Genomic DNA, 23,982 nt, shown 5'->3' with positions numbered 1-23,982 from the left:
ACCCCACCAACCCCACCCAAACGCGCGCAAATGTCGCGAGGGGGAGATGGTAGCGCTAACAGCACAATACTACCAAAGATAAGCACTCAAGTCCGAGGTGGTTTATGTTTGGCTGTAGAAGCTTACGGTTGGTACAACCAAGCTTTTGCAAAGTGGAGCAAGAAGCAACTAACCTGATAAATAAATCAACCTCTCGTTTCCTAAGGCTGAGTACTGCTCAGTACAGTCTCGCCCATGAAAATTCAGTCCTGATACATACATGATCGACAAGTCGTAGAGATTTTGCATATCTATACACGCTCAAATTGTGTGATTGTTGCTTGCTTTCCTAAGAATTGATCTGGAGCTCTCCACCGCGTGCCAGGAGATCTCTTGAAGTGTGAATGGGTATCTTATGACTCTGCAAAAACAGGTTGAGCACAAAGTTATTCCGTCCATGAACTGGGAGAACTGGCAGGAGAGTGTTCAGGGAGGCTCTGGAGATGTGGCTCTTCCTTCTTTAGGGGCTTTGGCGGAAAGATTCCGTGCCCACGTTAAAGGAACGCGCTTTGGCCCAGTCTTTATCGCTACGATTAGTGCCACTGCACATACATTTAGCCGATCCCGACAGCGTGTTGCATTAGATGGTTTGGATGTATTGTTCGTGCAGGTTTACGAGCATACATCAGGGTGTACGACGACATCTGCTCAGCAAAGCTTTAAGCTGAAACCCGATACACTAATCATTCAGGACATGGCAGATTCGTTTTCGGTCGAGCATGGTGAATACAGGCAAATCACTCTCGCTTTGCCACGACAGTTGCTGGTTCCGTATCTGGTGGAGAACCGCACGTATCCGTTTCTCAGCGTCGATACGTCTGATCCAACTGCTGCAGCCGTTGTGAACATGCTGCGGTTGTTTCGGGATCAGGCAGAGCAGATGTCTAAGCAGGATGGTGATCTGATGATCAACTGTCTTGTTGGTTTAACGGCTAATGTGCTGAACCGCTTCCAGAATCCTGCGAGAGAAATTAGTCAGAAAGATCTTTACACTGCGAGGCAACTCAAAGCTCTGGATGTGATCCGGCAGCGGTTTCATGAAGTAGACTTTTCCAGCTCGGAGTTAGCACAACAGCTGAAGATGTCTCGCACTTCTCTTTATCGCTTGCTGGAGCCTATGGGCGGTTTCAATGATTGTGTGCGTGAACAGCGTATGAGACATGCAATCCGTTTGATACGGACATCCAGCCAGGAAACACTCTCGGTTCAGGAGCTAGCGGAAGAATGCGGGTATGCGCATGCCACCAGCTTTACACGCTTTTTCAAAGAGCATTTTGGTACTATTCCCAGCGAGGTGATGGGGGGACTTTCTGCACTTAAAGGTCATCATCTACAATATAGCGAGAGTATCTTTGCGCAATGGCTTAACGCCTCATTTTTCTTCTGATTTTTTGTGTCCCTGAGCCGGAAAGTTCCATTTCTTCTACTATCGATTCGACACCTCTTAAAGAAGCTTACCGTCATAATTTGAGTGATAACCTCGCCATTTGTTTCAACTCACAGCTTAGGCCAAGCCATTTGTTCCAGGCTCTTGCATCATGCTGAGATCTACGAAAAATCTGCCATGCACCGAGCAAGCACAAGCACACATAAGTGTACTAACTGAGACCGATATCTAGGCGCATATCTCTTCATGAGGGAGAGGGAACGTTGTCCGTCTTCTATGCATGAATTGCCCAACTTTGGAGAAATTCTTGGAAAGTAATGTCCCGACGCCTCCAACAGAGTTGCGTTGAATAGCAATCATATCTTCGCGGCTTTTGAGTAGGATCCGTCCCAGCGAACGGTTGGATTCTCCACCCACTCTCATTTTGACTAGAACCTCAGGGATGTAAGCCAGTTTAATCCCCCCTTGAACCAGGTAGCGCAGCATTGCATCATAATCTGCGGAAATGCGAAATCGCGTGTCATAGAGACCCCAGCGTTCAAACACGGAGCGTCTCAAGTAAACGGTGGGGTGAGGGGGCATCCATCCATATTTCAACCGTGCTTGGTCATAGTGGCCAGACTTCCAATACCGGATAACCTGATGTGGGTTAGAGGCAGATATATACTCCAGGTCTCCATAAACGCCGTCGATTTCGGGATCAGACATCGCATCAGCTACTTTCTCTAGGATACGATTGTGTGCGAACACATCATCAGAGTGCATCAAGCCAACAACATCGCTAGAGCTGCGGGAAATGCCGCGATTGATGGCATCATATATTCCTTTGTCACTCTCACTTCGCAAGCATGTGTGATCGTCTGCAAGGCTGCGGAGAATATTAAGTGTGCCATCCGTTGAACCTCCATCCTGAATAACATGTTCCCGATCACTCCATGTCTGAGCTTGCGTGGACAGGATAGCATCTGCAATCGTTTCATGACGGTTGAGTACGGCAGTGATGATAGAAATCTTCATTGTGTGACCACCTGTAATCTTGGGCTTGTCGCAAGTTTATGTGTGGGAGTGAAATGCTGGATCCGATGTAAAATGAGTGCAACGCAGAGGAATGCATAGAAGTTACCGATGGAGAAAAGCCCGGATTCTGAGAGAAGAAAAATTAGCAAGATTGTCCAGAGACCGATGTTGAACAGGTCATATGCTTTTCGCAGGCCAGAAAGCTGAAAGAAGGCGTAAATCAGGAGAGTGAGAACAATGCCGCCTTGTAGAATAAACGTTTCTAGGAATGCATTATCAACCCTGAACGCCCCGCGTGCCTCAGCAGATCTCTGATAGACAACTTCCAGATTGCCAATCGGCTCACCCCAAACTCCAAAAAGGAAATCGCGAATGGGCGTTTCACTGAGATTGGTTTGCACGGCAAGCATCCACCAGGAGAAACGTCCGCTGGTAAGAAAGCTGAGGAGTTCCTCAGAAGATACGGATGCAATGAGTGCCCCGATAAAAACAAAGATGGAAAAAACGGAGAGAAGTAAATAAATCGCCTGATCTCTTTTGACCTGTTCTGCAAATCGAAATGTCGCAAAGATAAGCAAAGCCAGTGAAAAGAGCCGTGTGTTGGTGAGTAAAATGCCAATGATTGAGCTCACCGTCATCACAAAGAAAACCATCCTTATGCTTCTGGCTGCCAGCTGCCTCGTGTAGAGTGCAATAAAAACGATAACTAAGAACAGGGCCTGAGCTAGTTTGCCCGGATGTAAAAAACCGAAGGTCCAACGCGTTCTGCCATAAATGTTTGTTTGCAATGGTAGATCATTGGCAACATGGAAGAAGAAGAAAGTTATCAAAGAGAGAGACAAGGACGCGATGCCGAGAGCAATCAGCCTCTCTTCCGTCAGTCGTTCAGCAAGAACGGCTGCTGATAGAATAAAAGCAACAGGCTCCACGCTGGCGTAAAGCCCATACAATCTAACGTCTGCCCCACTGACGTACTTTGTGAACCATATGCCGACTGAGATCACCGAGGCAAACAGAAGTACACCAACAATTTTGGATATGCTGGTATCTCTGAGACATGATGCATTAAGCAACACGCTGATTGCCGCAAGCCAGATCAAAAGATGGCGCGATGATGAGATTAAGCTTTGCAACTCTCCTGTGATCAGCGGACTGTTTAATGAGATGCTGATGACCGGCAGGAACACCACTACAAGAGCGGCAAAGCTTATGGCCTTAGGGCGTCTTGTTTGCATGATAATTGATGCGATCTCTTTGAGATTGTGGACTTAGAGTTCAATACAATTTTTGGGAGAAGATCACTCCCATGAGTGAACACACCTGCGAAACAGTGCCAGGTTCAAGGCAGTTGAGTTAAGCTGGTACCCAGCCTTGATGCCGCTTTCTGACCCATTGCAATGCTTGTATAAGTTGAAACCAATTGTGTGGGCTTGGTTGAGGGCGCCCCTTCACAGAGGGATCCACGAGTGCACGTGCTATTAACTCGCGCCCATCCTTCGTAATCCGATCACCAAACAGCTCCTGAGCAACACAAATGGCTTCGTCGAAATCATGACCAGTTAATCCTGAGTGATATCGAGAACGTATTTGCCCATAGGAGAAAAGCTCTTTTGCTGCGATCAATAGTTGTTCGTGTAAAGGATCAGGCGTATCGAAGAGACCATGATTTTTTTTGCGTTCTCTTAAGATAACCGTTGTGCTCGCATATGTTAGCCACGCTTTGCTCATTGCTGAATAGAGATCGATGTGAAGCTCACGATCATGACAAGCAACGCGCGTCGCCCGAAAGTTAAGCCGCTGCATGATCTCTGCCTTGATGCCTGACGACACACTCGCTTTTATCTCTTCAATGACAATCGCATGAGCTCGTGTCAGATCTTCTGGAGCAACAAGAATATCGATGTCGTTACCCCAACTTGAAGGCAAGTTCTCATAGTTACGAAGCACAACAAAAACCGCTGTCTTGCGCAGGGAACCGAGAACCCTTGCGAGAAGCGTAGGTGCGAGTATCTCGGTGTCTGACATCAAGGCTTTAATTGGGTTAGTCTCCTGTTCTCCGCAGGATGCCGAAGAAACTCGATGAGTAATGCAGTCATTGGTAAGAGCGCAAAGACACCAATCATTACATAGGTATGCCCTATTAGGCCGGTGATGAGTAAGATTGGCGTTACGACCATAAAAACCAGAAAGCTGTAGGCGTTTAATGACTTCGTTCTGTTGCTCACTCTCCAGCCAACGAAAACCGGTCGCGTTATTGCATGACAGAGAGAGGCAAGAAGCAGCAGAGGCACCAAACTCCAATACTCAGAAAAACGTCCGGCAAAGAGAATCTCGGTGATTTCTCTCGCGAATACAAACGAAAGCAGGAACAGCAAAATTGCCCCTGAGACTGCAACGAGAAGAATGTGCTTATGAAGGCCCATTCTCTGTCCAGATCGAGAAAACTCTGCTGAAAAATGATTGTCGAGCACCTGGCTGACCAAACCAATCGGATTGGTTGCAGAACGGATAGCTTGAAAAGCAGCAAGTCCTCCACCGCCCAAACCTCTATCGACTAGTGAAACAACGATGAAGTTTGCGGCAAAAGAAACTACTGAGTTTCCAAAAGTTGCTAAATGCTTGAAGATTGTTCGATCAGGTAGAGCCCAAGCAATTTTGTGCCGAAAACCTCGCAGCAGCCAAACATAGAATCCAACTGCTGTCAGGCTGATACATGTTTGCAGAACAATCACATGTCCTGCATTTAGTTGCCAATATGAGAGTAAATGGAGCGCAGTAAAGAAGGATGTAAACCGAAAAAGGGTCACTGGCAAAGCAGCTAGAACACTGTGCAATCTAATACAAAGCCAACGACCTACCTCATAGCAACACTGTCCAGCAAAGAAACTGACAGACAAAAACCAAAGCTGCAAACTGGCGTGATCTTTCAAACTATCAAAGGCGTAAGTTGTTAGAGGCGCCAGCAGTGCAAATCCTAAAAGCAGGATTACCAGCAGCACTAAGGCAATCCCGATTTGCTTGGGTGTATCAGCTCCAGAAGCTGAGGATACCGGAAACAAGACCAGGCCAAAAAGAAAGAAAGAAAAACTCTGGTTGAGAGAAAACATCGCTGTGAAGATGCTCAGTTCCTCGCCGCTTAACAAACGAGCAACACACAGAAAAAGGAGAAAATTGAAGCCAGAAGCAAAGATCTGCTCGGTAAGTGACAAAACAGCACGAGAGGCATTCATAGCTTTAGCAATGCCCTCAAGCTTAGAACGGTCTGCTTTATCCCGCGTGTTGCGTCGACACTTGAAAAGTAACGGTAGCGGTGCATTCGTTTGGATATGCGAGCATATTGCTGCTTAATCTCTTCGTCCGTCAGTTCAGGCTTTTGTACGTGAATGACGTTAGGATCACGCAGAGGGGTTGTAAGCAAATCTGGCTTTGGTCCAAGGGCTATAAACAAGCGAGGAATAATGCGTGGCAGGTTGATGTAAGCGCGTTGATATAGAAAGTCATGATAAGACCGCGCGAAAATGACGATCTCATTTCTGGGGCAGAACTTCAGATAGACATGCCCCAACATATGATCCAGCCCATACCAACAAGCCAACAATGAGGCTCGGCTCACACTAAGTGGCTTCACCATACCTGCATTTCTTGTACCTTCGGGCTTCTGGCTGCGTGAGGTCCGTCTCAGCATCGTGGAGATGGATGGGAGGATACCAAATGAGAAGTTTAATCGCGTCACGGAATGGCCCTCAATATCAAGGGTATGAGCCAACTGATCCGCGACCGTTGTCTTCCCGCTTCCATCTGGCCCTAAAACAATGATGTATCGCGCGCGCGCCATTACGAGAGCTTAGTCTTTGCGGTTTTCGTAGCAGTTGGAATCGTGTTGGAACGGATCTCATCGAGCTTAATTGAGATCATCAGTTCATAAAAAGCTCTCAGCAATGCAAAGCGTAATCCCGGGAGCCCATCCAAAAAACCACCTCGCAGAATGTAAAGGTATAGAAATCCGAAGAAAGGCCGGATGGGGAGGCTCATGTAGATCTGTTTGAGCCCTTTTCGCCGAAGTCCCGGATCTTTTGAGAAAATCAATCTCCTCAAAGGATCACTTGCACTATTGTTATTCGGGGTCGCCTTGGTCGTAGCCTCTGCACTTGAGTATCTGTTATGTCTCTCCAGCCAGTGGGAAAGCCCTTTTGCAAAAGGGTAATGCAGCAAATGCTCTTCAAGCCGGTCGGTTGGACGGGAACAGTGGTACTCCTCGTTGATCTCGCGTTCTACATGAACGAAATCAGCATGGCATAATCGGCCAAACCACGTAGGGTAACCAGAGCTTCGACGAATCCAGCGCCCCCCAAACATATCCTTGCGTCTCAAATAGAACATACCGACTGAAGCTGCTTTCTCAGCGAAATTCTCGCGAAGCTCAGCGATGAGTTCTGAAGAAATTCGTTCATCTGCATCCAGGAAGAACACCCATTTGCAGCGGTGCCTCATGGTTTTAAGAGCAAAGTTGCGTTGACTGGCATAGCCTTCGAAAGTGTTCTGAACAAAGACAGCTCCTGCAGATTTTACACGCTCTGAAGTCTGATCTGTGCTGTAGCTGTCCAGAACGATGACCTCCTCAAAGTCTGCCTTTGCAGAAGCGATTGCGCCTTCGACTGTGTCCTCTTCGTTTTTGGTCAGAATGACCACTGATATCGGAAGTTTCTCCTGTGAGGCGCAGCTAGAGGTCATTGTAGATCTCCATCAACTTCGTGGTTGAAGCATCCCAGTCGAACATCAATGAACGGGCTTGCAAACGTTTCCGTTCCTGCTCAGCATTTGCATTGTGAAGACCTAGCCGTAGTACCCGGGATGCCTCACCTTCCAGAGATAGCTCGAAAGCATATTCCGTTTCACCGACTATCTCATCCAGTGCTGAGCCACGTGCTGATAGAACCAGAGAACCGCAGCGGGCAGCTTCAGCAGCTGGGAGGCCAAACCCCTCATAAATAGACGGGATAAGTAGAGCCAGGCAGTTGCTATAAAGACGCCGCAGAACATCATTTGAGACGCCGGTGAGTTGTTGAACTGATTTGATTGAGAGGCCACAGGCTTCAATTTCTGCCCATTCACTGGGAGAGAGCGGCCCTCCACCAACCAGAATGAGTGGTGCGATCAGCCCTTGAGCTTTGGCTTCCTTCATGAAACGCAGCACAAAGGGGAAGTTTTTACAAAATCCTCGAGTGCCCACGTACAAAAAGTAGTCCCGTGGATTAAAGGTGTTCTCACCAACTTCAAAAGAGTTGATTAGTGGTTCGGGATAGAACTCTTCATCAACACCATTGTAGGTCACGTGAACGCAGCCTGGATCTACAAATGGATACGCTTCCAGTAAATCCCGACGGGTCTGCTCAGAAACTACGACAACAGCATCTGCGCGACGACAGGCTTGCTTCTTGAGATAGGCTAAGACCTTATCACGCAAGCTGGTCGGAAATTTCTCATTCATGAAATCATGGATTGTCACCACATTAGCGCGTGCGTTTCGGGAGGTGCGGTAATAGCTTGAATGGAAGATATCGCAGTGTTGTTTTGAACGGGTCAATCGGCGCATTGTTGGCCCGCCATCTTCAGCCTGCTGCGGATGGGTCAATCGCAGACATGAGCGGAAGAAATTTTGGGAGGCACTATCACTCTCAAGAAAGGAGATGTCGAGACTTGAGGCATCAACTCGCTCGATGGTTTTCGCCCAGTATTTGGAGATGCCACCAAAACGCTGAAGTTCGAAAATGATATTGTCAAGCAAGATCATGTGTTTGCTTTAACTCTCCGGTATCTCCAATTAAGGATTGAGCCAGATCTATTCCGTTGTAAGCGAGGTATGTGAGGGCCAGTAAGGCAGCCTCGATGCCACCGCTCTTTTCTTTAAAATCCTCTAGAAAGGCATGAGCTAGTGCAGCTCTGTTTAACTTCTTCATTGACTTGAAACTGCGATGCCGTTGACCGAGCCATAATCCAACCTGATCCGTCAGTTCTGGGGCTTTGCTGTCATAGGCTTCCCAGTCGATCACCAGAAAATCTTCAAGATTTTTGGAAGGGCCGCGTGTGAAGATGTTTTCAGACCCCAGATCTCCATGCGCAGCTCCAACTGCAAACCGCCGCTCGGGGGAAACCTTATCAGCCAGGGCCTTGAGGGATGGTTCTGTGATCCGGCCGAACATTTGCCTCCAGAAAGAGAGTTCTTTTGCGGGTAATTGGGACGGCGTTTCTAGCTTCTTGATGGCCACTAGCAAGTTCTGTGGAACAGGGAAGGTCTTGTCATAAATCTGAAAGCCTTTTGGAGCCGCGCTTACTTGAAGGAGAGCACCCTCATCCCATCTGGAAAATTTGAGGACTTCAGGTACCGAAAGGGCTGTGTGCTCAGCGATTTCGCTTAGATGTTTTGCCTCTCGCTCCAATCCTTGAGAAGCCCGCTTACTCCGAGCCAGCTTGGTAACCGAAATCATTTGGTTTTCGGGTTCAAAATCAAAGATGTAAACACGCTCATTCTGAAACATCTTGTGTAGAAGAAATGCCCGTGTCTGGCTCTGTTTCAAGGTTGGAAGGAGGCTGATCTCAAAATCAGAAAGGAGCTTGAAGCCTACTGGATATAATCGCAGGCTGATCTGGTTAAGTGCGTTCAGCAACCACAAAGCTCTACGTTTTGGCGAGTAGGTTGGATAGATCTGCCGCAATGCCAACAAGGCTTGCCAGCGGCTATCTGAAACGCAGTGAAAATCTAGAACGGGTGCCATCTCAGGCAGCTCTACTCCCGCAACGGATAAGGTCTCTTACAGGAACTGTGGCGCGTGCCGTTCTGCCAAGCATCTCAAACAAGACACCAACGCGTGTTGTGTCCGGCAGTTTTTCTACTTCAACGATATAGTTTGCAAATGGTCCGGCAACGATACGAACCTTCTCTCCGATGACCAGATCATCAATCGGTAACAGCTCGCCTTTGCTGTCGCAGCGAGTCTGCAATCCCTCGATAAGTGCTGCAGGAATTGGTGAAGGTAGCCCATTTCCGAACCCGACCAGTCGCGTCACGCCTTTGGTATTGTTTACCGACTGCCATTTGCCACTGAGTGGATCAAAGTTGACGAACAGGTATCCAGAAAAAAGAGGTCGTAGACCTGTAGTTTTGCCTCTGGAAGCATGCGAAGTTCCGCCTCGTTGAAGGGGCATAAAGCAGGCAATACCCTGCCTAAGTAAATTACGCAACGCCATGTCAAATCCGTTGGGTTTCAGCTGAACAAGAAACCAATGATTGGGATCATTTTCGACAGTAGCAATCATGTCTACCTCAAGAGTGACTAGGGATGTTCGGCAAATTGGTGCATTGAAGTCGGTCGATCAGTTGAGTTGAAGGAACCATAAGTAGGTCTCCATCAACTGATGGAAGCTTCATTTTGGAGCCTGAAAAGCAACGGCTACCGCACCACCACTCAAATGTTGCGTGGCGTTGATTAAGTGATTTGCTGATAAGATATTGTCATGCAAGGGTTTTCACAACTGCATGGTGAGTCGATTAGAAACGTAATCTGAAAATAAATGCCAAGACAATCGTTGAAAAATCACTGCATCCAAAATCATGGACTGAAAAAACGGTAGTAATAAAAGGAATGAGTAGAAATCTGCTAGTTTGGCACTCTCACTTCTGTTCCCGTTGTTCAGTCAAACCTTCAAGTATACAAGCTCGAACTCATCAAAATCCCAGTAAAAACAAGCAATGATGCCAATCACGAGTTATGGCGTAGCCGTGCTTTTTCTCTGCTCTAGTAGATCTTAGTGTCAGCGGTGATGTGATTCGAGGGTGTATTTACGATTACTGCGAGTTGGGTGGGTTTATTCTAGCAATATGTTCCAACTCACAGCTAAGAGAGAGCGATTTGTTTCATGCTCTTGTTTTCTTCCTGATTTTCGAAAGAGTGATTCTCAGCAAACAGCGAGTACATAAAAAGCAATTTGTATCAGGGCGGCTCCTTTGAGGAGGTAAATGCGGCGAATACTACGCATTTCCTTCAATTATTCTGAGGGGTTGTTAAATGAAGTACCAAGACTACATGACCCGGGCTTTCGATATTATGTTCAGCCTGGCGGTCCTAACCATCACTCTGCCAATTCTGGCGAGTACCGCACTGCTTGTGGGAGTTAAACTCGGAAGACCAATAATATTCAAGCAAACACGAACGGGGCAGGCTGGTAGAAATTTCCAGATTTACAAGCTGAGAAGCATGACAGACGAGTGCGATGAGCATGGCGCGTTGCTACCAGACGCTGAGCGTTTAACACGCTTTGGCAAGTTTCTCCGTGCCTGGAGCATTGATGAACTGCCTGGCTTTATTAATGTTTTGAAGGGCGACATGTCGATTGTAGGACCACGCCCTCAGCTTGCAAGCTTCTTAGAGCTCTACTCAGAGCGCCAGTTGCGTCGACATTTGGTGAAGCCAGGCATAACTGGATGGGCCCAGGTCAATGGCAGAAACAGCCTCGACTGGGGATCTCGTTTTGAGCTTGATGTCTGGTATGTCGAGAACAAGAGCTTCTGGCTGGACCTTAAGATCATCTTTCTTACGTTCATAATCGTTTTTAGGCGTGAAGGCATCAACGCAGTAGGCCATGCAACTATGCCTGAATTCCGCGGAGATGAGATCGTCACAGAGCAGTTTGAGTAACTCATTAAACTGCCGAACCAATGAGAAGTCCCGCGGCGCACGCGCCGTGTTCCCACCTTGAATGAGTATCCTCAGTAGTTTGCGTAAGGTCTCGTCGGCGCCGTCTGGTGCTGGCGGAAAGCCAAAGTTCTGAGAAGCAGCGAAAGCATTGTTCTCCAGAACCTGCTGTTTTGATTGCTGCATGCAGGATTGCTTGTCTGAAACTGTTTCAGTTGGAAATTTGACGCTAATTTGGATGTTTTGAAATGAAGCAAAGAAACCTATTGCTCTGCATTGGTGCGAGCTCATTAGCTTTGTCTCTTTGGGTAACGCCGGTGCTTGCACAAGATGTGCCAGATGCAGCAAATGCAATGGTTGAGCACGTCATGGCCGATCCCGTCTCATCGGTTGGCCTCATGCTTCAGTTCGTGAGCACTGCGGAGGACAGTCATCTGCAAATGCTGGGGGATGCCATGCAGTCCAGTCCGCACATTGCAACTCCTCAGTTTGCGCAAGCGATCAGTGAGGCAGTGGCAAGTGATCCGTCGATGGCACATGCAGTTTCCCGCCTTTCTTGGTTTGTTTCTGGTCCGCAGGCCGAGCAAATGGGCGTGGGTTTACACATGGCGTTTCAACCCATGATGAGCACCGGTGACGCTCATGGAATGAACACGCTGGAGCAAGCTATTGTCAATTCCAGCCATTCGATGAAGACAGCATTTAATGCGGTTTCTGCCACGCGCGGATCAGGTGTTGTCGCTGGTGCCCGTCTGCAAGTCGGAGCCAGAACCCGTGATGCTCCCACAACCGGAAAAGGAAGTGGGGGCGGGTTTAGCCTCCCAAGCCCGAATTGATGTTGCTCGGAGTTTACTTCAACCGTTGGTGCATGGATGAGAAGCATACGGCCCATATTGCTAGCAGGCTTGGCTGCTCTCTGTTCGGATGCATCTGTTGCCGAAGAGGGCACTAAAGTGGTGCTGGGTAAGTTTTCAGAATATCGGGTCAGAATGCGGCCAAGGCCTGAATATGATGCTCAGGGGATGAGGTTCCCTGGCTGGCTTATCATGCCCACGCTTACTTCAGGCCTTTATTACGACTCCAATATCTACCAAGAGCAAAACAACATGCAGGGCAGTCTTGTTGGCCTGATCTCGCCCGCTATTGCGGTAAACTCCGATTTCTCCAGACACAGCCTCAATCTCTACCTTTCTGCACGGGAACGTTATGTTTTTGAAGATGCCAATGCCTCAACCCTTTCAGGGCGGGCACTTGCCGACGGTCGCGTCGATGTGCTGAATGACCTTGCATTGAACTTAGGCGGGAGGATTGAGCTGAACCAGGATGAACTGGGAGACAATGATGTTCCGCTCACCTCAAAGACTGGGGTTCGCTATAACGTATATGGCGGATATGCGGGGGCCTCGAAAACCTTCAATCGCGTGACGGTAGGAGCAACAGGCTCAATCAGTCACTATGATTACCACGACGTCGAATCCGTCGATGGAGATGTACTGGATCAGGATAACCGTGATGGTTATCGATATGATCTGATAGCAAAGGTCTCATATGCATACTTCCCCGGCTTGAGCTTTTATGGCAGCGCTGAGTTCAATGAGCGTAACTGGCGCGACACCGGATCAAGCAATCGCGATTCAAGTGGCATCGAACTCTTAGCTGGAATGGAGTTTGATATGCGCGGGACCATTCATGGATCTGCGGGTGTCGGTTATCTCAGTCAGGACTACGAGTTGGAAACTCGTCAGGATATTCAGACATTCGCCTATAACGTTGAACTTCAATGGACACCCATTGCACTGGTGACCGTGAACATCATCGGTCTTCAATCCATTGAAGAAAGTTATGTCTTTGGTTCTGCTGGACAGCTGGAATCTTATGCAGAAATCGCTGTCGACTATGAGTTCTTAAGAAACTGGATCTTCTCACCCGCCTTCATCTACTCGCGCGAAGACTACCTAGGGGTTAATCGCGTTGACAACAGATATAGAGCATTGGTTAAGACGGACTATTTCGTCAATCGCTACATGAAGTTGGGTGCTGCATACGAATACGAGAGGCTTAGTTCTGATCGACCTGGCGTGAGCTACGACAGACATTTGTTAGGGGTCAACTTTAATGCAGAGTACTAACGCGGCAACGTCAACTTCCACGCCTCCTGCGGAGCAACCCAAAGAACTGATCGACTTGCGGGAAGTTCTGCAGTTTATCCAGCGCTATGCCACGCTTATCATCGGCAGTGCGCTGTTTGCAGCAATCGTTGGGGCGGGTATCTCTCTTATAGCCACACCCAAATACACCGCCACCACTTCTATTCTTATCGAAACCCGGGCAGCGAATATTGTGGATGTTGAAGCTGTCCTCAGCGGCTTCGGCTCTGATGATAAAATGCTGCAAAGCCAGATTGAGATAATTGGCTCCAATGCTGTAGCTGAGCGCGTCATCGATAAGCATGGCCTTTGGAACTCTCCTGAGTTCCTGCCGACACCGTCTCTCATCAACGGCATTATAAAGAAGGTAATGGGAGCTGAAGAGAAGGAGACCTTTACAGCTTACGGACGTGATCCTTCTGACCTCTCAAGACGAGTACTCTCCGGTCTGGATGTAAAGCTTCGTCGTAACACAACCGTGGTTGATGTTATGTACGAAGCCCGATCTCCAAGTCTGGCAGCAGAACTGGCGAACGGCTTTGCAAATGCATACCTGATGGATCAGCTTGAAACCAAATACGATGCAACGCGCCGTGTAAATGAATGGCTCAGTATCAGGCTGGCGGAGTTGAGGGAGAGGGTACGCAAGTCTGAGCAGGCCGTTGAGATTTTCCGAAACGAGAACAACCTTCAAGTTGCGGACGGTGCCACCTTCAATGAAAAGCAGATAGCAACTCTCAATCAGCAACTTGTACTAGCCCGCGCAAAAACGGCTGAAGCGCAGGCGAAAGTTAACCAGATAGATAAAGTCCGCAAACAGGGCGGCTCGGCCTCATCTTTTGCAGATGCCGCACAGTCGGCTGTTATTACACAGCTCAGGGCAAAGGCATCTGAGGTTGCGCGGCGAGAAGCTGAGCTGGTGGTGAAGTACGGAAAGAAACACCCGGAAGTCGTCAGTGTTCGCTCACAACTTTCTGATTTCAATCGCCAAATTCGCGAGGAACTGCAGCGCATCGTCAACACAGCGCAAAACGAACTGGCCGTTGCCAGAAGCCGTGAGCTGTCTATCTCAAGCAGCCTTGAACAACTTCGCAATGTAACGAGCTCAGAAAATCAGGCCCTTGTTTATCTGCGTGAGCTTACACGTGAGGCAGAGGCCAATCGAACTCTCTACGAGTCATTCCTGAACCGGTTCAAGGAAACGCAGGAATCTGAGAAAATGGACAACATCACCAGTCGGATCCTAACGCAAGCGACGCCACCGGTCGCGCGCAGTTATCCAAATAAGAAGCTTTTCGTCGTGCTGTCATTTTTACTTGGATTGGTCGTCGGTGTTGTGATTTCCCTTCTTCTGGAACTTTTCGATTACACACTCAAGTCTCATGAAGATGTTGAGGAACGGCTTGGCCTGCCACTGTTTGCAACAGTGCCAATGATTGACCAGCATTCGTCTAGCATCAACAAAGAGGGCGGGATGATCGCTGGCGTTTGGAACAACTTGAAAGCTCGCCTTGGGTTCAAGAGTGCACAGTATCCGGCAAACTCTAAAGCGAGAGCTAAGCTACGTACGCTGCCGGAGGGAATTTGGGAGTACGCCTCGCAAAATCCATTCAGCCAGTATGCTGAAGCAGTGCGGGTATTGCGGTCCCGTGTCCGGTTCTCCAACGTCGATAACTCTCTCAAAACACTGCTGATTACGTCAGCTCTTCCGGGCGAAGGTAAGTCCACTGTGGCTCTGAACTTAGCGCATTATGCAGCAAAAACAGGTGAGCGCGTTCTTTTGATTGACGCAGATATGCGCCACCCTGTTTCAACAGCTGCTTTGGCTGGCTCGACAGAAGCCAATCTTGCGACCGTTCTGACAGGGGAATTCAACATCAAAGATGCAGTTCGGAAAGAGCCGAACTCGTCACTCTATTTCCTGCCAGCTCCAAGACGAAATGATCTCTGGGAAACAGCCGAACTCCTTTCTTCGATGGCAATGCAATCTTTGATAGATGCGGCTTCCAAAACGTTTGATTTGGTGGTGATCGATAGCCCGCCTGTCCTTCCGGTGATCGACAGTCGTGTGCTGTCTCGAATGGTTCAAGGCACCATAATGGTTTCTTTCTGGGACCGAACAGACCGGTTTGCTGTTGAACGTGCAACTGATCTTCTGGAGAAAGCAAACGCGAACATTCTTGGAGTAGTGCTGAACAACTTCAACTCCAACAAAGCAAAGAAGTACAGCTACCAGTCAAGCTACGGCTACGATTACTTCAAATACGAAGCCTACTACGGGTAGTGCCTCATGTTGTCATTACTCAGAAAACACAGAGCCTCGCGCTCGCATGATATCAACCAATCGGCCCGGGTTTTTGAACTACCAGACAACACCCGGGCCTATGTAGTCGGAGATATTCACGGCTCCTTTGAACTACTGAAGGGCGCAATCAGGATGATTGACGAGGATGCTGCTGAATACTCCGGCGACTGCTATGAGATCTTTCTGGGTGACTACATCGACCGCGGCAAGCAAAGTGCAGAGGTTCTCCATTATTTGGCATTTCACTCCTCCCACACAAGGAAACGGATATGTCTCAAAGGCAATCATGAAGAGGTCTTGCTGGATTTTCTGAAGAACCCGTCCCTGATCTCAATGTGGGTCTCATTTGGAGGCTTGGAAACACTGTCTTCTTTTGGTGTGTCCTTAAACGGAACAGATCCCCATCTTTTGAGCAACGAGCTGCGGTGTGATCTGCAAAATGTGATGGGAGCTCGATTGATTGAGTTTCTAAGCCGGCTTCCAACGAGCTTTGAGCTGGGTGATTACTACTTCGTGCACGCTGGCGTTAATCCAAAGAAAGAGCTCTCCGCGCAAACCACTGCCGAGCAGTTATGGATACGTGATGCTTTCCTCACTTCTGCAAGATGCTACCAGAAAAAAATCGTCCACGGGCACACTCCAGTTTCAGTACCAGAGATACTTGAAAACCGCATCAATATTGATACTGGCGCCTACTTCACCGGTGAACTCTCGGTTTTGAAACTTGAAGGATCACAAGCAAGTATTTTGCATGGGTGAGGAGGGAGTATGCCGAAATCATTTCTTGATAGAGCTGCTTTTACTCTACTACTGCTTCTTATAGCTTTCTGTCCGCTGGTTTTAGGAAGCAACAGGGTTTTACTTTGGATCGTGAACTTTGCGGTTGTTTGGGCGGCGTTTCTCCTCTGGGGTACTGCAAGGATAAACTGGAGCTACCAAGGTCCTCCGATAAGCCAGTTAGTCTTCCCTTTTTTATGCATTGGCAGTGTGTTGTTGTGGATCTCAATCCAGCTGGTCCCGAGTGACTTCGCTGGTCTATCTAACCCGATCTGGAACTACTCAGAGGTGTTGTTGCAGGAGGAGTTAGATGGTCGGATGACTGCCAATCCTTTGCTCAGCAAACTCACTTTACTGAGACTAACCACGTACGTCGTTTTCGCCTGGCTTGTCACTCAGTTTGCTAAGGAAACCTCGAGTGCTTATGTTATACTTCTGGTAGTGACCTACTCAGCCACAACCTACGCAATCTATGGCGCGATGGCTCTGGCTTCAGGCGATCCAAATATCCTCTGGTTTGGCCCACGGTTTGATACGACCAACCTCACGGCAACCTTTGTAAACCGCAACAGCGCAGCTACTTATTTCGGCATCTCAGCGATAACCGCAACCACATTGCTTTATGCCAGAGTTCGTAAGCTGGTTCAGGCTTCAAGCATGTCTGAACCATTCCTTCACTTGTTGGAAAAACTTGTTTCCCTTAAAACTGCTTCCTTGCTGGGTCCTGCAATCATTCTGTGGGGTGCAGTGTTCCTCACCAACTCCAGAGCCGGCATCGCTTCCAGTTTGATTGCACTTTTACTCTTTCTGTTCCTATGCCTTGGCCCGTTTTCCATCAGCCGAAAACGAAGGTCTCGTGGTGTCTCCGCCTCGTCCATACTTGTTGTTCTGGTGGTTGCAGGTGTAATCGGGCTTCTGCTAGTGCAGTCCGGCAATGCAATAGGCCTCCGACTGATCCAGCAGGGGATCTCTGACAGCTATCGACTACAGCTCTATCAAACTGTTCTGCAGATAATAGGAGACTACCCGCTACAGGGCGTAGGTGCCGGAGCCTTCCCGACGATGCTGATGCTCTACCCGACTTCTGAGCTCCCTGCAGAACTCACATGGGACAAGGCTCACAACAGCTATCTTGAAGCAATTGTAGGGCTTGGCATTCCTGCAAGCGTAATCCTATTTGCAGTGTTCATTTGGTCGTTTTCTAAGTGTTTGTCTGGCTTGCATTCCCGGCGGGTCCGAAAACTGTACCCTACAATTGGAATTTGCTCTTCCGCCGTTGTCGTAATTCACTCAACGGTAGATTTCAGCATTGAGATACAAGCGGTTGCTCTCGTTTACATTGTTATGTTGTGTGTAGGTGTTGCGCAGTCCTTGAGTGCAAGGAACAGCAGAGCAGGCAGTAGTGTAAGAGGGTAATGTAATGCAATACATACAGCACATCCTGTCAGTCCTCCTTGTTGCGTTTTGGGCTCACGGCTGCACACCAAGTGATCTGAGTAGTTCCGCACAGCATCAGCAACTGGTCACAGACAGTGCGTTCTCACAGGCTAAAGCCTATCACTTAGGCTCAGGAGACAAACTGCGCCTCATCGTATTCGGTGAGCCAGACCTGTCAGGTGAGTTTGTCGTCGACGATCAGGGCAACCTGGACCTGCCACTCGTGGGAGATGTCGCAGCCAAAAACAAAAGCCTGGGTGAACTGGAAGACGCAATCGTCGTTGCCCTGAAAGATGGTTACCTCAAAGACCCACGCATCAGTCTAGAAGTGTTGAATTACAGACCATTTTTCATTCAGGGAGAAATCGGGAAACCCGGCGAGTATCCCTACAAAAACGGCCTCACCCTGCAGGATGCAGTGGCCATCGCAGGTGGATACTCCTACAGAGCCAACACCAAACGCGTCTTCATCCGCAAAAATGGCAATGATTACGATATCCCGGTGAAACTCACCGGCGCCCGCGTCTACATCCAACCCGGCGACAGCATCCGAGTTCCTGAACGGTTCTTTTAAACAAACTGCCCCGCCGCATGCCCTGATGCCCAGGCCCATTGGAAGTTGAAGCCGCCGAGGTGGCCGGTGACGTCGACGACTTCGCCGATGAAGAAGAGGCCAGGGACGTTTGAGGCTTCCATGGTTTTGGAGGAGAGCGCCTTGGTGCTGACACCGCCAAGAGTGACTTCAGCAGTGCGATAGCCCTCTGTGCCTACAGGCTTGATGGTCCACTCGGTGATCGCCAGAGCAGCTTTGCGCAGCACCTTGTCGGAGGTGTCCGCCAGACGTCCGCCCAGCTTGTGTTCCTCTGCAATGTGGGTCGCCAGCTTCTTGGGCAACAAGCCGGAAAGGGCTGTTTTGATGTCCTGTTTGGGCTGGTTCTGCTTTGCAGCTTTCAGCGCCTCAAACACATCCGTGTCGGGCAGAAGATTAACGCGAATGTCTTTGCCTTCTTCCCAGTAAGAGGAAATCTGCAAGATGGATGGACCGGACAGACCGCGGTGTGTGAAAAGCAGGCCTTCGCGGAAGCTGGTCTTTTTGAAAGACACGACAGCATCAACAGAAACACCAGCCAGATGCTTGGAGCGCTCGCGCATGGCATCATCAAACACAAATGGCACCAGCGCAGCACGAGGCGTCACCACAGGCAGGTCAAACTGTTTGGCGATCTCGTAACCAAAGCCAGTTGCGCCCATTTTGGGTATGGAAGGCCCACCACACGCCACCACGACAGAATGCGCACGCACTGTGTCTCTGGAAGTTCCAATGGTGAAGCGGTCGTCCGGCTTGGTCAGGGAGGTGATGCTGGTTTCCAGCTGAATACGCACGCCAGCCTGCTGACAAAGGCCAAGCAGCATGTCGATGATCTGCTGGGCACTGTCATCACAGAACAGCTGCCCTAATGTCTTCTCATGCCAGCCGATGCCATGCTTATCGACAAGCGCGATAAAATCGTGCTGGGTATAGCGCTTCAGCGCTGACACCGCAAAACGAGGGTTCTCGGAAAGATAGTTGGCAGGAGAGGCGTGCAGATTGGTGAAGTTGCAGCGACCACCGCCAGAAATACGGATTTTATCCGCTGGGCGCTTGGCGTGATCAATAACCAGCACGGAACGACCGCGCTTGCCAGCCTCAATGGCACACATCAGGCCAGCGGCGCCTGCGCCTATAATAAAAACATCAACGTTTTGCATGGCGCCCTTATATGGGCTTTCCAGCCAAGGTCAACTCGGGAACAAACAAATAGGGAGGACCGAAGCCCTCCCTACATCAACTCTTCGCTTTGACCGGCCAATTAGGCAGCCACAACATCCTTCAGGAAGGTTGAGATGGTCTGGCGCAGCTCCGTTGCCTGTTTGGAAACAGAGGTAGAAGCCTCCAGCACTTCATTGGCAGAGCTGTTGGTTTCCTGAACAGAGCTGGTCACCACATTCATGCTGTCCGCCACATCCTGAGTGCCTTGTGCGGCCTGCTGGATGTTCTGACTGATAGAAGAGGTCGCAGCGTTTTGCTGTGCAATCGCGGTGGCGATGGAGCTGGTGTACTCGTTCACCTGCTGCATGGTGCCTGCAATCTGCTCAATGGCGGTCACAGCTTCCTTGGTGGAACCCTGAATACCGGAGATCTGCGAGGAAATCTCTTCAGTCGCCTTGGAGGTCTGGGTTGCTAGTTCTTTCACCTCAGAGGCTACAACCGCGAAGCCTTTGCCCATCTCGCCAGCGCGTGCTGCTTCAATGGTCGCGTTCAGGGCCAGCAGGTTGGTCTGCTCAGCGATATCGCGAATAAGGTTGACCACTTCGCCAATCTTCTGCGCGGCCTGATCCAGATCCGTGACGTGATCGTTGGTGGCAGTTGCAACAGTGGTTGCATCGTCAACGGTCTGCTTGGTCTGGGAGATCTGACGGCCAATCTCTTCGATGGACGCAGAAAGCTCTTCAGCAGCGGAAGCCACGGTCTGCACGTTGTAAGAGGCCTGCTCGGAAGACCCAGCAGCGCTTGTTGCACGATCAGATGTGGTGGTCGCAATGTGGGTGAGGGAGTCTGCGGTCTGCTGCATCTTGCCGGTGTTGTCATCAACACGGTCAAGAACGCTGGACACCTGATCGTTGAATGCACTGATCAGCTGATCAACATGCATCTGACGATTGCGCTCCTGCTCATGTTCCTTCTCAGAAAGGCTCTGCAGGCGCTTCTGCTCAGCAACAGTGTCACGGAAGGACATCACGGCGTTTGCCACCTGACCGACTTCATCAACGCCGACAGCGCCGGAGAAGGTAACGGAGGTATCGCCATCAGCCAGATTGCGAGCATCTGTCAGCAAAGCTGCAACTGGAACGGAAACACTGCGGATGATCGTGTAAGCAGCACCAATACCCAGCACGGTCACCAAACCAGCGATGATCAGCGCAAACATGAACTGCCATTGCGCTTCCGCAGACAACTTCTGTGCGTGCATCACCAGCTCATCAGCTGCGTAATCTTCGAAGTCTTTCAGCGCATCAATCCGTTTGGTTGCCAAATCAAACCATTCGGTGCCGGATACGGAGGAGATATCACCGCCAAATGCGGAGGCATAGCCCAGTTTACGCGCAGCTTGCACCTGACTCATGATTGGACGGCTGAAGATCTTATCAAGAAACTTCTCCTGAGGACCAGTCATCAGCGCGCGAGCGGTTTTGAAGTGGGTATCCTGACTTGCGCCTAGGCGAACGAAACGGTGGTAGATCGTTGCATTAAACTCTTGTGCGCTGAAGCCGTTCGCGCCGATTGCGCGCTCAATGCCTGCATTCTCTTTACCAAGCAGAATCTCTTCATACATGCTCAGCTCGCGAACCAGACTTGCATCGCGGCTCACAGCGATGGTGCTTGGCAGGAAGGTGAAGGCTTCATTGATGGTGCCGCTGTAGTAAGCAACAGTCTCGCCAACGGTCGTATTCAGGCTTTTGACGTTGTTGCGGATGCGATCAATGTTTGCCAACCGGCTGTTCACCATCTCCACCTGAGCAGCAAGGCCCTTGTCAATGGAAGCGAGGTGAATGTTTTCCAGCGCAGTTTTATAAATACGGATTTTGCTGTCGGTCAGCTTGTGCTGGTCTGCAAGGCCTTCGGCAAATGCCTTGCCTTTCGCGCCGAGATACCCGGCGGAGCGACCGCGTTCTTTCTGCAACTCATGGACAACCGCACTCAACACAGGCACAAACTCTGCCACCTGTCCGATGTTAGATGCTTCCACCTTGTTGTTGTAGGCGGTGATGATTTGTGCACCTGCAAAATAAAGCATTGGCACAAATGCCAGCATGAATATCGCGATGATGCGATATTTTAAAAGAATACGACGCATGAGAGCACCTGTTAGGGAAACCCAAGTTTCAATTTAAAAGGGGGTAATCTGACACCCAGTTTCACTGATTTGTGAATACACGCCCAAATTGAGTCAGTAATTCTTTATAGAGTCTTTATTCTACTGCTTAGATTTGTACTAACTACCTACTTATTCTCACCTAAGTAGTGTTGGTAGATAAACTACTTACGCTATAAGTATATATGCAATTTGCAAATAATTACTATTTCCCAAATATACTTGAGTTTTCAGAGGCTACAAGAGGGAAGCCTCATTCTAGTGTGCATTTGGTGAGTCGTTTAAGCAACCTAGGGTAACGGGGAGATAACTCTCCCCGCCTGTTTGTTTTACTTGAGCCAGCTTTAAGTGGACCAGACCTGAGCTCGGTCCTGATAGAGCTGTCCCTCCATCCGTGCACCGTACAAAGAGCAAGCTTTCACGTATTCCATGTAGGAACCGTGGATCTTTTCGCTCATTGCATCGCCTGATGGGTATGCCGCAATAACTTGACGGGCCGCTGCACCAATGGCTTCAATCACATCCGGTGGGAAGGCGGAAAGAATAGCGCCGCGCTCAACCAGTGTGGAAAGAGCGATTGTGTTGTTGTAGCGGAACTCCGCGGTGCTTTCTTCCGCTTGCGCAGTTGCCGCCTGTGCCAGAACTTCCTTCAGCCATGGGCTCAGGTTTTCATAGGTGTTCTGGTTCACGATCATTTCCAGACCCGGACCTGGCTCATGGAACGCTGGTAGGTGATAGTAAGGTGCGATTTTGTAAAGGCCGAGTGCAAGGTCATTCCACGGGCCAACAAACTCAGCTGCATCAACAACGCCGGACTGTAGTGCCGGGTAGATCTCTGGCGGAGGGGTCACAACAGTGGTTGCCCCCACTTTGCGCAGGATGTCTCCACCAAGGCCCGCGATACGCATCTTCAGGCCAACAAGATCATCCAGAGACTTGATTGGCTTCTTGAACCAGCCGCCTGCCTGCGCGCCAGAGCTGCCTGCGTAAAACGGCTTCACGTTGTGCGGTGCATAAGCTTCGTCCCAAAGTGCCTGACCACCACCATGGCGTAGCCAACCGGAAAGCTCAGTTGCATCCAGACCAAATGGTAAGGTGGTGAAGTACATGGTCGAGCGGATTTTGCCCACCTGATAGTAAGGCGCGTTGTGGCCGATATCAGCCGTGCCAGAGGAGACCGCAGAGAAAGTCTCAAACGGAGGAACCAGCTCACCACCACCATAATACTTGATGGAGATTTTGCCGTCAGACAGCGCTTCAATGCGCTTGCCCAGCTGTTCAGCAGATGTGCCAACACCCGGGAAACCCTTTGGGAATGCACCCACAAGCTTCAGGTTCAGCGTCGCGTTTGCAATCGCTGGCGCAGCAAGAACTGAGGCCCCACCGGCAGCGCCCGTTGCCACAGCTGTTTTAAGAAAGTCACGACGTTTCATCTGTACCCCTCCGTTGAGCGTATCTCCGAAAATGACAGCGGTTTCGGATCAGGATACGCCTTGAGCAACCACGAAGAACGCAACCGGTTCTCCGTATAAAACACTTAAGTATCAATGCTAGCAGAGGGGAGGGGGCTCTGGCGATATATTTGGGTTTTCAGGCCTGAGAAGAGTTCAAGTCTGGCAGAGCTTTACTTGAGTATCTCAAACATCCGTTCAAGCTGCTCTTCAACGTTCAGCTGGGTCTCATCCAGAACCTGAAAGATGCCATTGCTGTGAACGCCTTCAACAGCCAGATAGACGAGTGTTGCCAGCTCTGGGTCCTCTGACTCATCCTGAATACGAGCATACATCTCTTTATGAAACACGCGGACAGGATCGAGCAGGCTTGGGTCATCCGCAATTGCAGCCAGCATGCCGGAGGCAGCCTTGTTGTCTTCCTTGAACTTGCTGCAAAGCCCTTTCAGGAAAGCACGCATCAGCTTGTGGCGATATGGGTCCTCGGCCAGCTTGTGCTCTTCCGAAGCGATTGTCTCTCGCGTGCTATCTACGTGATACTGAACCATGGCGCGGATGAGCGCCTGTTTGCTCGGGAAGTTGTATAGAAGACCGCCTTTGGAAACACCCGCATGCTTGGCAATAGCATCCAACGAAAACTGCCCACCGCCCTGTGCTTGCACATAGTCGATGGCCGCATCAAGAATGCGATTTTGTGTTCTGCTGGCTTTCGTCGTGCCCTTCACAATGAGTCCCTTGCCCAATTCTGCGAGAAACCGCAGAGAATAATGTTTTGTACGTCAGCGCAGATCTGCGACTTTTGTCAGTATAGGCCATCA

At 49.6% G+C, this 23,982-nt stretch carries 21 protein-coding genes; 8 read left to right on the top strand and 13 right to left on the bottom strand.

Annotated elements, in window-relative coordinates; all coding sequences use genetic code 11:
- The first annotated feature begins 394 nt into the window (after positions 1 to 394).
- Positions 395 to 1,426: an AraC family transcriptional regulator gene (locus tag AC3CB2_RS16690; RefSeq protein ID WP_352934544.1), complete on the top strand. Its 1,032-nt coding sequence runs from the start codon at positions 395 to 397 to the stop codon at positions 1,424 to 1,426.
- Between the two features lie 228 nt (positions 1,427 to 1,654).
- Here the strand turns inward: AC3CB2_RS16690 and AC3CB2_RS16685 are convergent, their stop codons facing one another.
- The 9 genes from AC3CB2_RS16685 to nusG form a co-directional block, all read right to left on the bottom strand.
- Positions 1,655 to 2,443, bottom strand: coding sequence for a glycosyltransferase family 2 protein (locus AC3CB2_RS16685; protein WP_352934541.1), 789 nt, complete (start codon positions 2,441 to 2,443; stop codon positions 1,655 to 1,657).
- The gene (locus AC3CB2_RS16680) at positions 2,440 to 3,678 is read right to left on the bottom strand and encodes a hypothetical protein (protein ID WP_352934539.1); all 1,239 of its coding nucleotides are present in this window, start codon (positions 3,676 to 3,678) and stop codon (positions 2,440 to 2,442) included. The genes AC3CB2_RS16685 and AC3CB2_RS16680 overlap by 4 nt, the downstream gene beginning before the upstream one ends.
- 118 nt (positions 3,679 to 3,796) lie before the next feature.
- Positions 3,797 to 4,468: a hypothetical protein gene (locus AC3CB2_RS16675; RefSeq protein ID WP_352934537.1), complete on the bottom strand. Its 672-nt coding sequence runs from the start codon at positions 4,466 to 4,468 to the stop codon at positions 3,797 to 3,799.
- Positions 4,468 to 5,673 (bottom strand): hypothetical protein, encoded by a 1,206-nt coding sequence (locus AC3CB2_RS16670; protein WP_352934535.1) that lies wholly within the window; start codon positions 5,671 to 5,673, stop codon positions 4,468 to 4,470. The genes AC3CB2_RS16675 and AC3CB2_RS16670 overlap by 1 nt, the downstream gene beginning before the upstream one ends.
- Positions 5,670 to 6,278 carry a nucleoside/nucleotide kinase family protein gene (locus AC3CB2_RS16665; protein ID WP_352934533.1) on the bottom strand — a complete coding sequence of 203 codons (609 nt, stop codon included), beginning with the start codon at positions 6,276 to 6,278 and terminating at the stop codon, positions 5,670 to 5,672. The genes AC3CB2_RS16670 and AC3CB2_RS16665 overlap by 4 nt, the downstream gene beginning before the upstream one ends.
- Positions 6,278 to 7,174 (bottom strand): glycosyltransferase family 2 protein, encoded by an 897-nt coding sequence (locus AC3CB2_RS16660; RefSeq protein ID WP_352934531.1) that lies wholly within the window; start codon positions 7,172 to 7,174, stop codon positions 6,278 to 6,280. The genes AC3CB2_RS16665 and AC3CB2_RS16660 overlap by 1 nt, the downstream gene beginning before the upstream one ends.
- Positions 7,164 to 8,234: a glycosyltransferase family 4 protein gene (locus AC3CB2_RS16655; RefSeq protein ID WP_352934529.1), complete on the bottom strand. Its 1,071-nt coding sequence runs from the start codon at positions 8,232 to 8,234 to the stop codon at positions 7,164 to 7,166. The genes AC3CB2_RS16660 and AC3CB2_RS16655 overlap by 11 nt, the downstream gene beginning before the upstream one ends.
- Entirely contained in the window at positions 8,221 to 9,216 is a 996-nt protein-coding gene (locus AC3CB2_RS16650) for a hypothetical protein (protein WP_488393238.1), read from the bottom strand. The genes AC3CB2_RS16655 and AC3CB2_RS16650 overlap by 14 nt, the downstream gene beginning before the upstream one ends.
- A gap of 1 nt (position 9,217) precedes the next feature.
- Positions 9,218 to 9,757: a transcription termination/antitermination protein NusG gene (gene nusG, locus AC3CB2_RS16645; protein WP_352934525.1), complete on the bottom strand. Its 540-nt coding sequence runs from the start codon at positions 9,755 to 9,757 to the stop codon at positions 9,218 to 9,220.
- A gap of 749 nt (positions 9,758 to 10,506) precedes the next feature.
- On the opposite strand from nusG, the gene AC3CB2_RS16640 reads away from it, so the two are divergent.
- From AC3CB2_RS16640 to AC3CB2_RS16610, 7 genes are all read left to right on the top strand, one after another.
- Complete coding sequence (locus AC3CB2_RS16640; protein WP_352934522.1) at positions 10,507 to 11,136, top strand: sugar transferase; 630 nt, start codon at positions 10,507 to 10,509, stop codon at positions 11,134 to 11,136.
- Between the two features lie 245 nt (positions 11,137 to 11,381).
- A complete protein-coding gene (locus AC3CB2_RS16635; protein ID WP_352934520.1) occupies positions 11,382 to 11,969 on the top strand; it encodes a hypothetical protein in 588 nt (195 codons plus the stop codon).
- 210 nt (positions 11,970 to 12,179) lie between these two features.
- Entirely contained in the window at positions 12,180 to 13,262 is a 1,083-nt protein-coding gene (locus AC3CB2_RS16630) for an outer membrane beta-barrel protein (RefSeq protein ID WP_352934517.1), read from the top strand.
- Positions 13,249 to 15,564 carry a polysaccharide biosynthesis tyrosine autokinase gene (locus AC3CB2_RS16625; RefSeq protein WP_352934515.1) on the top strand — a complete coding sequence of 772 codons (2,316 nt, stop codon included), beginning with the start codon at positions 13,249 to 13,251 and terminating at the stop codon, positions 15,562 to 15,564. Before AC3CB2_RS16630 ends, AC3CB2_RS16625 begins: the two co-directional genes overlap by 14 nt.
- Before the next feature lie 6 nt (positions 15,565 to 15,570).
- The gene (locus AC3CB2_RS16620; protein ID WP_352934513.1) at positions 15,571 to 16,344 is read left to right on the top strand and encodes a metallophosphoesterase; all 774 of its coding nucleotides are present in this window, start codon (positions 15,571 to 15,573) and stop codon (positions 16,342 to 16,344) included.
- Positions 16,345 to 16,575: 231 nt separating this feature from the next.
- Positions 16,576 to 17,778 carry an O-antigen ligase family protein gene (locus AC3CB2_RS16615; protein WP_488389909.1) on the top strand — a complete coding sequence of 401 codons (1,203 nt, stop codon included), beginning with the start codon at positions 16,576 to 16,578 and terminating at the stop codon, positions 17,776 to 17,778.
- Between the two features lie 4 nt (positions 17,779 to 17,782).
- Positions 17,783 to 18,373: a polysaccharide biosynthesis/export family protein gene (locus tag AC3CB2_RS16610; protein WP_352934509.1), complete on the top strand. Its 591-nt coding sequence runs from the start codon at positions 17,783 to 17,785 to the stop codon at positions 18,371 to 18,373.
- On the opposite strand, the gene AC3CB2_RS16605 is transcribed toward AC3CB2_RS16610, so the two are convergent.
- The 4 genes from AC3CB2_RS16605 to AC3CB2_RS16590 form a co-directional block, all read right to left on the bottom strand.
- Positions 18,370 to 19,548, bottom strand: a complete 1,179-nt coding sequence (locus AC3CB2_RS16605; RefSeq protein ID WP_352934507.1) for a BaiN/RdsA family NAD(P)/FAD-dependent oxidoreductase — start codon at positions 19,546 to 19,548, stop codon at positions 18,370 to 18,372. The two genes, AC3CB2_RS16610 and AC3CB2_RS16605, sit on opposite strands and share 4 nt — an antisense overlap.
- 101 nt (positions 19,549 to 19,649) lie before the next feature.
- Positions 19,650 to 21,695: a methyl-accepting chemotaxis protein gene (locus AC3CB2_RS16600; protein ID WP_352934505.1), complete on the bottom strand. Its 2,046-nt coding sequence runs from the start codon at positions 21,693 to 21,695 to the stop codon at positions 19,650 to 19,652.
- A gap of 362 nt (positions 21,696 to 22,057) precedes the next feature.
- Positions 22,058 to 23,146 (bottom strand): TRAP transporter substrate-binding protein, encoded by a 1,089-nt coding sequence (locus AC3CB2_RS16595; protein ID WP_352934503.1) that lies wholly within the window; start codon positions 23,144 to 23,146, stop codon positions 22,058 to 22,060.
- A gap of 191 nt (positions 23,147 to 23,337) precedes the next feature.
- Entirely contained in the window at positions 23,338 to 23,889 is a 552-nt protein-coding gene (locus AC3CB2_RS16590) for a TetR/AcrR family transcriptional regulator (RefSeq protein ID WP_054784375.1), read from the bottom strand.
- Between the last annotated feature and the right edge of the window lie 93 nt (positions 23,890 to 23,982).

It is taken from the genome of Pseudovibrio sp. SCP20 (genome assembly GCF_057774105.1).
The sequence above is the reverse complement of the archived record's forward strand: the minus strand, read 5'-3'. Positions and strand labels throughout refer to the sequence as shown.

Excerpts from the sequence above, each read along its gene's own strand:
- AC3CB2_RS16690 (WP_352934544.1), top strand. The coding sequence starts at position 395 with ATGACTCTGCAAAAACAGGTTGAGCACAAAGTTATTCCGTCCATGAAC.
- AC3CB2_RS16685 (WP_352934541.1), bottom strand. The coding sequence starts at position 2,443 with ATGAAGATTTCTATCATCACTGCCGTACTCAACCGTCATGAAACGATT.
- AC3CB2_RS16680 (WP_352934539.1), bottom strand. The coding sequence starts at position 3,678 with ATGCAAACAAGACGCCCTAAGGCCATAAGCTTTGCCGCTCTTGTAGTG.
- AC3CB2_RS16675 (WP_352934537.1), bottom strand. The coding sequence starts at position 4,468 with ATGTCAGACACCGAGATACTCGCACCTACGCTTCTCGCAAGGGTTCTC.
- AC3CB2_RS16670 (WP_352934535.1), bottom strand. The coding sequence starts at position 5,673 with ATGAATGCCTCTCGTGCTGTTTTGTCACTTACCGAGCAGATCTTTGCT.
- AC3CB2_RS16665 (WP_352934533.1), bottom strand. The coding sequence starts at position 6,278 with ATGGCGCGCGCGCGATACATCATTGTTTTAGGGCCAGATGGAAGCGGG.
- AC3CB2_RS16660 (WP_352934531.1), bottom strand. The coding sequence starts at position 7,174 with ATGACCTCTAGCTGCGCCTCACAGGAGAAACTTCCGATATCAGTGGTC.
- AC3CB2_RS16655 (WP_352934529.1), bottom strand. The coding sequence starts at position 8,234 with ATGATCTTGCTTGACAATATCATTTTCGAACTTCAGCGTTTTGGTGGC.
- AC3CB2_RS16650 (WP_488393238.1), bottom strand. The coding sequence starts at position 9,216 with ATGGCACCCGTTCTAGATTTTCACTGCGTTTCAGATAGCCGCTGGCAA.
- nusG (WP_352934525.1), bottom strand. The coding sequence starts at position 9,757 with ATGATTGCTACTGTCGAAAATGATCCCAATCATTGGTTTCTTGTTCAG.
- AC3CB2_RS16640 (WP_352934522.1), top strand. The coding sequence starts at position 10,507 with ATGAAGTACCAAGACTACATGACCCGGGCTTTCGATATTATGTTCAGC.
- AC3CB2_RS16635 (WP_352934520.1), top strand. The coding sequence starts at position 11,382 with ATGAAGCAAAGAAACCTATTGCTCTGCATTGGTGCGAGCTCATTAGCT.
- AC3CB2_RS16630 (WP_352934517.1), top strand. The coding sequence starts at position 12,180 with ATGCCCACGCTTACTTCAGGCCTTTATTACGACTCCAATATCTACCAA.
- AC3CB2_RS16625 (WP_352934515.1), top strand. The coding sequence starts at position 13,249 with ATGCAGAGTACTAACGCGGCAACGTCAACTTCCACGCCTCCTGCGGAG.
- AC3CB2_RS16620 (WP_352934513.1), top strand. The coding sequence starts at position 15,571 with ATGTTGTCATTACTCAGAAAACACAGAGCCTCGCGCTCGCATGATATC.
- AC3CB2_RS16610 (WP_352934509.1), top strand. The coding sequence starts at position 17,783 with ATGCAATACATACAGCACATCCTGTCAGTCCTCCTTGTTGCGTTTTGG.
- AC3CB2_RS16605 (WP_352934507.1), bottom strand. The coding sequence starts at position 19,548 with ATGCAAAACGTTGATGTTTTTATTATAGGCGCAGGCGCCGCTGGCCTG.
- AC3CB2_RS16600 (WP_352934505.1), bottom strand. The coding sequence starts at position 21,695 with ATGCGTCGTATTCTTTTAAAATATCGCATCATCGCGATATTCATGCTG.
- AC3CB2_RS16595 (WP_352934503.1), bottom strand. The coding sequence starts at position 23,146 with ATGAAACGTCGTGACTTTCTTAAAACAGCTGTGGCAACGGGCGCTGCC.